Origin of the sequence: Streptomyces sp. NRRL F-4489 (assembly GCF_001509485.1) — a bacterium.
In the GTDB taxonomy this organism is placed as follows: Bacteria; Actinomycetota; Actinomycetes; order Streptomycetales; family Streptomycetaceae; genus Streptomyces.
The window spans coordinates 1-8,922 of the sequence record NZ_LLZI01000071.1; the positions used below are offsets into that span (position 1 = coordinate 1).

The 8,922-nt window shown below is 72.1% G+C and carries 7 protein-coding genes; 3 read left to right on the plus strand and 4 right to left on the minus strand.

The genetic code is table 11. The features are described 5' to 3' along the window. On the plus strand, positions 1-404 hold a 404-nt coding region (locus tag ADL22_RS08385), incomplete at its 5' end, for an Rv3235 family protein (RefSeq protein WP_234430595.1). A 119-nt stretch (positions 405-523) separates the two neighbouring features. On the opposite strand, the gene secA is transcribed toward ADL22_RS08385, so the two are convergent. Further along, entirely contained in the window at positions 524-3,364 is a 2,841-nt protein-coding gene (gene secA / locus ADL22_RS08390) for a preprotein translocase subunit SecA (protein ID WP_066975324.1), read from the minus strand. Positions 3,365-3,718: 354 nt separating this feature from the next. On the opposite strand from secA, the gene ADL22_RS08395 reads away from it, so the two are divergent. Together ADL22_RS08395 and ADL22_RS08400 are read left to right on the plus strand one after the other, a co-directional pair. Next, positions 3,719-4,354, plus strand: coding sequence for a GNAT family N-acetyltransferase (locus ADL22_RS08395; RefSeq protein WP_066975326.1), 636 nt, complete (start codon positions 3,719-3,721; stop codon positions 4,352-4,354). 118 nt (positions 4,355-4,472) lie between these two features. Then, complete coding sequence (locus ADL22_RS08400) at positions 4,473-5,756, plus strand: winged helix-turn-helix domain-containing protein (protein WP_066975328.1); 1,284 nt, start codon at positions 4,473-4,475, stop codon at positions 5,754-5,756. Positions 5,757-5,803: 47 nt separating this feature from the next. On the opposite strand, the gene ADL22_RS08405 is transcribed toward ADL22_RS08400, so the two are convergent. The 3 genes from ADL22_RS08405 to ADL22_RS08415 form a co-directional block, all read right to left on the minus strand. Beyond that, positions 5,804-6,562: a response regulator gene (locus ADL22_RS08405; protein ID WP_066975330.1), complete on the minus strand. Its 759-nt coding sequence runs from the start codon at positions 6,560-6,562 to the stop codon at positions 5,804-5,806. 234 nt (positions 6,563-6,796) lie between these two features. Continuing rightward, a complete protein-coding gene (hpf, locus tag ADL22_RS08410; protein ID WP_066975332.1) occupies positions 6,797-7,492 on the minus strand; it encodes a ribosome hibernation-promoting factor, HPF/YfiA family in 696 nt (231 codons plus the stop codon). 1,008 nt (positions 7,493-8,500) lie between these two features. Continuing rightward, positions 8,501-8,922 (minus strand): ComF family protein (locus tag ADL22_RS08415; protein ID WP_066975335.1); only part of this gene is annotated, 422 nt, incomplete at its 5' end.

The following is an 8,922-nucleotide window of genomic DNA, read 5'->3' on the forward strand; positions in this document are numbered from 1 at the left end:
GTCAGCCCCTGCCCACCCCCGGGGCCCGGCGGCAGGCGCAGGAGAACCGTCCGCACCTGTGGTTCGCCCGCCAGCTGCTGCTCACCCTCAGCGGCCAGCGCCCCGTCCACGCCCTCCTCGGGCACGCCCTGCCCGCCGCCTACGACCGGCTCGCCGAGCTGGCCCCGCTCTCACCGCTGCGCCCCTACCTGGCGCCGGGCCTGCGCGCCCCCGTCCCGGCCCTGCGCGACTGCGGCCTGTACCGTCCGCGCGACGGCGTCATCGAGGCGTTCGCCCGCATCACCACCGGCGCCCGGCTGCGCGCCCTGGCGTTCCGCCTGGAGCTGGGCCCCGATGCCCGCTGGCGCTGCGCCGCCCTCGACCTCGGCCCGCTCCCCGGGGACCCGGCCGCCACCCCGGACTGACGGACCGGGCCGCGTACGGCGCAGGGCCGCCCCCACCCGTACACAGCGCGAAGGGCGCCCCGGCCGCCACTCGGCCGGAACGCCCTCACCCGCTCACGCGCTCACCCGGAGCGCGCCGCTCACTTCTTGCGGCGGCGCCCCCCGCCCTTCTGCGCCTTGCGCCGCTCCGCGCGCGTCAGCCCGTCCGCCTCGGACCGGGCCGGGCCGTCGCTCTCCGCGTCGCTGACGAAATCGCCCTCGATGACGCTGCCCTCGCCGTCCACCTTGGGCGCGGTGAAGTGCAGCCGGTCCGGCCGCTGCGGCGCCTCCAGCCCCTTGGCGTGGATCTCCGGGCGCCCCGCGCCGGCCGCCGCCGGAACGGCCTCCCCGCCGTCCTGCGCCACCGGGGCATGCTCCGCGGTCTCGGCCACCGGGACCTCCTCGACCTGCTGCTCCACCTGGACCTCCAGGTTGAACAGGTAGCCGACGGACTCCTCCTTGATGCCCTCCATCATCGCGGTGAACATGTCGAAGCCCTCGCGCTGGTACTCGACCAGCGGGTCCTTCTGGGCCATCGCCCGCAGGCCGATGCCCTCCTGGAGGTAGTCCATCTCGTAGAGGTGCTCGCGCCACTTGCGGTCCAGGACGGACAGCACCACCCGGCGCTCCAGCTCGCGCATGATCTCCGAGCCGAGCTGCTCCTCACGGGCGGCGTACTGCTCGTGGATGTCCTCCTTGACCGCCTCCGCGATGAACTCCGAGGTCAGGCCGGCCCGGTCGCCGACCTCCTCCTCCAGCTCCTCGATGGTCACCTTGACCGGGTAGAGCTGCTTGAACGCGCCCCACAGCCGGTCCAGATCCCACTCCTCGGCGAAGCCCTCGACGGTCTCCGCCTGGATGTAGGCGTCGATCGTGTCGTCCATGAAGTGCTTGATCTGGTCCTGGAGGTCCTCGCCCTCCAGGACGCGGCGGCGCTCGCCGTAGATGACCTCGCGCTGGCGGTTGAGGACCTCGTCGTACTTCAGGACGTTCTTACGCGTCTCGAAGTTCTGCTGCTCGACCTGCGACTGGGCGGAGGCGATGGCCCGCGTCACCATCTTGTTCTCGATCGGGACGTCGTCGGGCACATTGGCCATCGCCATGACCCGCTCGACCATCTGCGCCTTGAACAGCCGCATCAGGTCGTCGCCCAGGGAGAGGTAGAACCGCGACTCGCCCGGGTCGCCCTGGCGGCCGGAGCGGCCGCGCAGCTGGTTGTCGATCCGCCGCGACTCGTGCCGCTCGGTGCCCAGGACGTAGAGCCCGCCGAGCTCCTTGACCTCCTCGAACTCCGCCTTGACGGCCGCCTCGGCGCGCTCCAGGGCGGCGGGCAGCGCGGCCGCCCACTCCTCGACGTGCTCGACCGGGTCCAGCCCCATCTGGCGCAGCTCGGTCTCGGCGAGGGTGTCGGGGTTGCCGCCGAGCTTGATGTCCGTACCGCGGCCGGCCATGTTGGTGGCGACCGTCACCGCGCCCTTGCGGCCCGCCTGGGCGACGATCGACGCCTCCCGGTCGTGCTGCTTGGCGTTGAGCACCTCGTGGGCGATCCCGCGCTTCTTCAGCTGCTGGGAGAGGTACTCGGACTTCTCGACCGAGGTGGTGCCGACGAGGATCGGCTGGCCCTTGGCGTTCTTCTCGGCGATGTCCTCGACGACCGCGTCGAACTTCGCGGTCTCGGTGCGGTAGATCAGGTCCGGCTGGTCCTTGCGGATCATCGGGCGGTTCGTCGGGATCGGGACGACACCGAGCTTGTAGATCTGGTGGAACTCGGCGGCCTCGGTCATGGCCGTACCGGTCATACCGGAGAGCTTGTCGTAGAGGCGGAAGAAATTCTGCAGGGTGATCGTGGCGAGAGTCTGGTTCTCGTCCTTGATCTCCACGCCTTCCTTGGCCTCGATGGCCTGGTGCATGCCCTCGTTGTAGCGGCGGCCGGCGAGGATGCGGCCGGTGTGCTCGTCGACGATCATGACCTCGCCGTCGATGACGACGTAGTCCTTGTCGCGCTTGAAGAGCTCCTTGGCCTTGATCGCGTTGTTGAGGTAGCCGACCAGGGGCGTGTTGACCGACTCGTACAGATTGTCGATGCCGAGCCAGTCCTCGACCTTGGTGACACCGGACTCGTGGATGCCGACCGTGCGCTTCTTCTCGTCGACGTCGTAGTCGCCGGTCTCCTCCACGCCGCGCTGGGGGTTGGCCGCCTCGCCGCGCTTCAGGCGCTGCACCAACTTGGCGAAGTCCCCGTACCACTTGGTGGCCGAGTCCGCCGGACCGGAGATGATCAGCGGCGTACGGGCCTCGTCCACCAGGATCGAGTCGACCTCGTCGACGATCGCGAAGTTGTGCCCGCGCTGGACCAGTTCGTCCTTCGACCACGCCATGTTGTCGCGGAGGTAGTCGAAACCGAACTCGTTGTTCGTGCCGTAGGTGATGTCGCAGTGGTACTGCTCGCGGCGCTGAGCCGGCGTCATGTCCGCCAGGATGCAGCCGACGCTCAGGCCGAGGAATTTGTGCACCCGGCCCATGAGTTCGGAGTCGCGCTCGGCGAGGTAGTCGTTGACGGTGATGAGGTGGACGCCCTTGCCGGACAGCGCGTTCAGATACGCCGGGAGGGTACCCACCAGGGTCTTGCCCTCACCGGTCTTCATCTCCGCGACATAGCCGAGGTGCAGCGCCGCGCCGCCCATCAGCTGGACGTCGTAGTGCCGCTGGCCGAGCACCCGCTTGGCGGCCTCGCGGACCGTGGCGAACGCCTCGGGCAGCAGGTCGTCCAGGCTCTCGCCGTCGGCGTAGCGCTGCTTGTACTCATCGGTGAGCGCCCGCAGCTCGGCGTCGGAGAGGGCCGCGAAGTCCTCCTCGATGGAGTTCACCTGGCCCGCGATGCGGTGCAGCTTGCGCAGGATCTTTCCTTCGCCTGCACGCATGATCTTCGTCAAGACGGACACTTGGGCTGGTCTCCTTGCCGTTCGGGCCTGCACGGTCGAGTGCGCGGGCGCGGCATCTTTCCAAGGGGGCAGGCCCCGCCGCAACGGCCATCGTAAAGGAGGACGCTGTCCGGCCGGGAGGTCCGCCGCAGCCGAGCCCGCAGACCCCTCGCCACGTCAACGCACGAGCCCGCGAGAAGGTGCCGGAAAAGTTTTCCGGCGGAGGACCGGAGGGGAGGGCCGGCGGCCACCGGGCGGCCGGCCGCGCGCCCGCCCCCTGGGCGCGCCGCGGACGGGCCCGGCCTCCGGGGACGTGCCCGGAATCACCGCGCAAACCGTTGGCCGGGCGGCCGCCCCGCGCCGCAGACTCACCCCATGGAGCCCGTCACCCTCACCACCGGCCGCCTGCTGCTGCGCCCCTTCGGGCCCGCCGACGCGCCGGCCGTGCACGCCGCCTGCCAGGACCCCGCCATCCCCCGCTGGACGACCGTCCCCTCCCCGTACGGCCGCGAGGACGCCGAACGCTTCACCGGCACCGCCGCCCCCGAGGGCTGGCGCGACGACACCACCTACACCTTCGCCGTCGTCCTCCGGGACGGCGGCACCCTCGCCGGCGCCATGAGCCTGGTCCGGCTCGACCGGCTGCGCACCCCGGAGCGCCAGGCGGAGCTGGGCTACTGGACGGTGCGGGAGCAGCGCGGCAAGGGCTACACCGCCGAGGCGGCCCGCGCGGTGGTCCGCTGGGCCTTCCGCGACCTGGGCGTGGAGCGGCTGGAGTGGCAGGCCGAGGCCGGCAACGAGGGCTCCTGGGCGGTGGCCCGCGCCGCCGGATTCCGGCGGGAGGGCACCCTGCGCGCCAAACTGGTCCGCGGCGGCATCCGCCGCGACGTCTGGATCGGCTCCCTGCTCCCCTCCGACCTGCCCCCGGAGCCGGCGGGAGCAAGCGCGGGGGCCGACGCCGGGGCCGGGCCGGCGCACGAGCCGACGCCGTACCTCCCCTATCCCGGCTGACCCCGGACCCGCCCCCGGCCCCTCGCCCGCCGCTGTCCCTGTTCCCTTCCCGCCCGTCCGCGCGGGGGCGTTGCCGGTGCCCGCCGCGTTGTCAGTGCCCGCCCCTACCCTGTGCCACATGACCGCAGTGACGCAGGACGTGCCGCGGCGGGAGCCGGCCCCCCGCCCCGTGACCACCCTCTCCGCCGGCGAGGCCCGGCGCATGGCGCTGCGCGCCCAGGGCCTGCTCGGCGCCCCGGACCGCCGGGCGGGCGTGCGCGGCATACTACGGCGGCTGGGCGCGGTCCAGCTCGACACCATCTCCGTGCTCGCCCGCTCCCACGAGCTCGTCCCGTACGCCCGCCTCGGCGCGGTCGGCCGCACCGCCGTCGAGACCGCCTACTGGTCCACCGCCCCCGGGGACGGCGGCGCCGGTCGCCCGCACAGCTTCGAGTACTGGTCGCACGCGGCGTGCGTCCTGCCCATCGAGGAGTGGCCGCTGTTCGCCTTCCGCCGCCGCGCCCGGCGCGCCAAGGGCCACCGGTGGCACGTCCTGAAGGACTCCGAGCGCTCCTGCGCCGCCGTCCTGGACCGCCTCCGGGCCGAGGGCCCGCTGACCACGTCCGAGCTGGGCGGCGGCCGCAAGGGCGGGGAATGGTGGGACTGGTCCGAGACCAAGATCGCCGTGGAGTGGCTGCTGGACACCGGCGAGGTGGTCTGCACCGAGCGCCGCGCCTGGAAGCGGGTCTACGACCTCGCCGAGCGCGCCGTCCCCGGGCCGCTCCTCCATGACGACCTCGACGACACCGCCTGCATACGGCGCCTGGTCGCCCAGGCCGGCGCCGCCCTGGGCGTGGCCACCCGCGCCGACCTCGCCGACTACCACCGCCTCAAGGCCGAGCAGGTCGACGCCGTCATCGAGGACACCGGGCTGGTGCCGGTGGCGGTCGAGGGCTGGGCCCGGCCCGCCTGGGCCGACCCGGCGGCGCTCGCCGCCCCGCCGCGCGGCCGGCACCGCACGACCCTGCTCTCGCCGTTCGACTCCCTCATCTGGGACCGCCCGCGGACGGAGCGGATCTTCGGCTTCACCCACCGCCTGGAGGCGTACGTCCCCAAGGCCAAGCGGATACACGGCTATTTCGCGATGCCCCTGCTCGCCGGCGGCCGGCTGCTCGGCCGCGTCGACCCGGCCCGCGAGGGCCGCACCCTGGTCGCCCGCCAGCTCTCCCTCCAGGGCCCCCGCGCCGTGCTGCCCATGGCGCTGGCACTGCGCGAGGCCGCGTCCTGGGTCGGCTGCGACGACATCCGCGTCGAGCGCTGCGACGACCCGCGCCTGGCCGCCGCCCTGCGTACCGAACTCACCCGCACCGGCGACCCGCACAGCGGCCCGGACGACACCACCGAGGAGGCCCCCACCACCTGACACGACATGCCCCGGCGGGAGACGTTCAGAGCCCTAACGGGATCCCCTCACCGGATTTCGAGAATCTTCTCCCGCATCGCATACACCACCGCTTCCATCCGGGAATGCAACTGGAGCTTCTCCAGGATGTTCCGCACATGGTTCTTGACGGTGTTCTCGGAGATGAACAACTCCTTGGCGATATCGCGGTTGTTCATCCCCGTGGCGACGAGTTTGAGGACCTCCAGCTCGCGATCGGTGAGCCGGGGCCCGGGCACCAGCCGGCGCTCGTCGGTGCGCTGGATCATCGACTTGAACTCCGTCAGGAGCTTCGACGCCATCGACGGGCTGATCTGCGACTGCCCGTCCGCGACCGCCCGGATCGCGGTGGCCACCTCGTCGGTGGAGATCTCCTTGAGGAGGTAGCCGGTGGCGCCGGCCTTGATCGCGTCGTAGAGATCGGCCTCCTCATCGCTGATCGTCAGCATGATGATCTTGGCGCTGGGAGCCACTTCCTTGATCGAGGTGCAGGCTTCGATCCCGCCGCGCCGGGGCATCCGGACGTCCATCAGCACGATGTCGGGCAGCAGGTCGGCGGCCTTGTCCACGGCCTCCGCGCCGTCGCCCGCCTCACCGACGACCTGGATGTCCTCCTCCTGCGCCAGCACGATCTCCAGACCGCGGCGGAAGAGCGCGTGATCGTCGACGACGAGGACCCGGATCGGTTCCTTGCGCGGCACCCGCGCGACCCCGTCCCCCTCGCCGGCCGCCGACGCGCAGACGTCGTCGTCCGCGTCACCCCGTACGGGCCCGAAACTCTCCCCCATGGTTCCTCCCCGTCAACTACTCGGCCGAAGGGCCAGAGCTTGGATTTAAGGCTGGTTGACAACAGCCCATTGCGGCCGGCCCGATCAGTGCCATACGACCGTCTCCCCGGCATGTCGCCGTTTCGCGCCCACATACTCCCCGGCTGGCACAAACACTATACGGCTTCAACTCCAGCCTTCCGCAGGCACGATGGTGCCCCCGGGCGTACGCCGGGGGCACCGAACGGGTGGGGGTCAGCCGCCCAGTGCGCCGCCTGCGCCACCGGGCGATTCCTCTCCGAACGCGTCGGAATTCAAGTGGATGACGCCGTAGTCATATGCGTGCCGCCGGTAGACGACACTTGGCTGCTTGGTCTCGGCGTCGACGAAGAGATAGAAGTCGTGTCCGACCAACTCCATCTCGTAGAGCGCCTGGTCGAGCGTCATCGGCGCGGCCGAGTGGGTCTTCTCCCGGACGACGACGGGGCCTTCGCCCTGGATCTCCAGCGACCCCATCCGGGTCGTCGGCACCTTGCCCGGCTCGGCGGCCTCCTCCGCGGCCGTCAGGCCGTGGCCGTTCAGCCGCGCCGCGTCGGGGACGGTGACCGCCACCGCGCTCGCCGGGATCCGTCCGTTGCCGCGGCGCGAGAAACGCTTGTCGTGCTGCTTCCGCAGGCGCGCCTCGAGCTTGGCTGACGCCAGGTCCAGCGCGGCGTACGGGTCGGCTGCGGCCGCCTCGGCCCGGACCACCGGGCCACGGGAGCGGAGGGTGATCTCCACTCGGTCGGAACGGTCGGCCTGCCGCGGGTTGGGCTCCTTGGACACCTCGACGTCCAGGCTGATCGCCTTGCCATCGAGCTTCTGGACCTTGTCCAGCTTCAGCTTCTCGGCCACGTGCTTGCGGAACCGCTCGGGCACCTCGGTCTTGCGGCCCTTGACGACGATGTCCACGCAGAACTCCGTTCCCGGATCGCCCCGCTCAGCGAGCGGAGCAGCTCCTTCTTGCACCAGGCCCCGGTGAGTGCCGAAGCCTCGGACTGGCGACTTCCACCTCCTCCTCCCCCATGGACGAGATCTCCACTCCGATCTCCACTCCCGCGTTTTCAGGATCACCGAAAGACCCCGAAACGCCTGCATCACGACATTCGAGGCAAAGCGTCTGCCAAGTCCTCACAACCGAACATAGCTCTACTGGACGGGTGTCGGCACCCCCTCGTCCGCACCAGCTCCGTTTGAGTGAAAATCGGCGCTCACTACCAGCAACGAATCGCTCCCCCACCGAGTTCCAGTTCAACCACCCGGGCCGTGGGATGGCTCGCGGGGGCGGTGCCGGGGGCGGGGGCAGCGGGACGGGGCGGCTCCGTCCGGCTCTGGCGGGCCAGGCGCTCGGGGCGGCGGGCCGCGCGCTCAGGGCCTGCGGGTCGCGCGCTCGGACACCGGCTTGCGGGGTCTGACCTGGGGCGCGGGGGAAGTGGGAAGGCGGCTTGGGGTGCTGGCCTTGGGCGGGCTGAGAGACGGCTTTCGCGCGTGGCGGCCGGCGCCCGCGTACATGTATGGCTGACGGTCCGCGGCGCGTCTGGGCCGCAGTCGCTGGCGCTGCACGGCCGCGCGCCTGTTCGCCAACGGCACCGCTGGGGACCACTAGGGGACCGCAACGTCACCGCTGGGGCCCCCGCGGCGCGCCGAAAACGCGTCCGCCCGGGGGTGGCGGCTGAGCGCTGACCGCGTGGACGGCGCTCCACCCGTCGTCGGACCGCCGCCCGCCCGATCGCCGCTGTAGACCGCCGCGCGCCTGGACTGCGCTTCACCCGCCGTCGGACCGCCGCCCGCCTGATCGCCGCTGCGGACCGCCGCGCTCCTGACCTCCGCTGCCTCGCCGCTCTCGGACCGCCGCCCGCCTCATCACCGCTTCCGCCCCCTTGCGAACCGCCGCCCTGCGCCTCACCGTCCGTCGAAGCCTCACCGTCCGTTGAAAAGGAAAGAATTACGCGGCGCCGCCACCACCGCGGCCCCACTCACCCGGCCCCCGGCCGCGCGGACCGCCCGCACCGCCTCGGCGAGCGTGGCCCCTGTCGTCACCAGGTCGTCCACCAGCACCACCCGTGCCCCCGCCAGCAGCCGCCGGGCGGCCCCCGGTACCTCCAGGGCGCCGGCGACGTTCACCAGCCGCTGGCGGGCGGACAGCCCCGCCTGGTCGGCCACCGCCCGGCGCTGCCGCAGCACCGCCGGCGTCCACACCTCGGCACCCGCCCGCCGCAGCTCGGCGGCGGCCGTCCGCGCGATCCGGCGCACCGGATCATGCCCCCGCCCGGCCACCGCCGCCCGCGCCGAGGGCACGGGCACGAGCAGAAGGGGGGCTCCCCCTCCCCCTCCCCCCACCC

Coding starts and splice junctions, on each gene's coding strand:
- ADL22_RS08400 (WP_066975328.1), top strand. CDS start 4,473: ATGACCGCAGTGACGCAGGACGTGCCGCGGCGGGAGCCGGCCCCCCGC.
- ADL22_RS08395 (WP_066975326.1), top strand. CDS start 3,719: ATGGAGCCCGTCACCCTCACCACCGGCCGCCTGCTGCTGCGCCCCTTC.
- ADL22_RS08405 (WP_066975330.1), bottom strand. CDS start 6,562: ATGGGGGAGAGTTTCGGGCCCGTACGGGGTGACGCGGACGACGACGTC.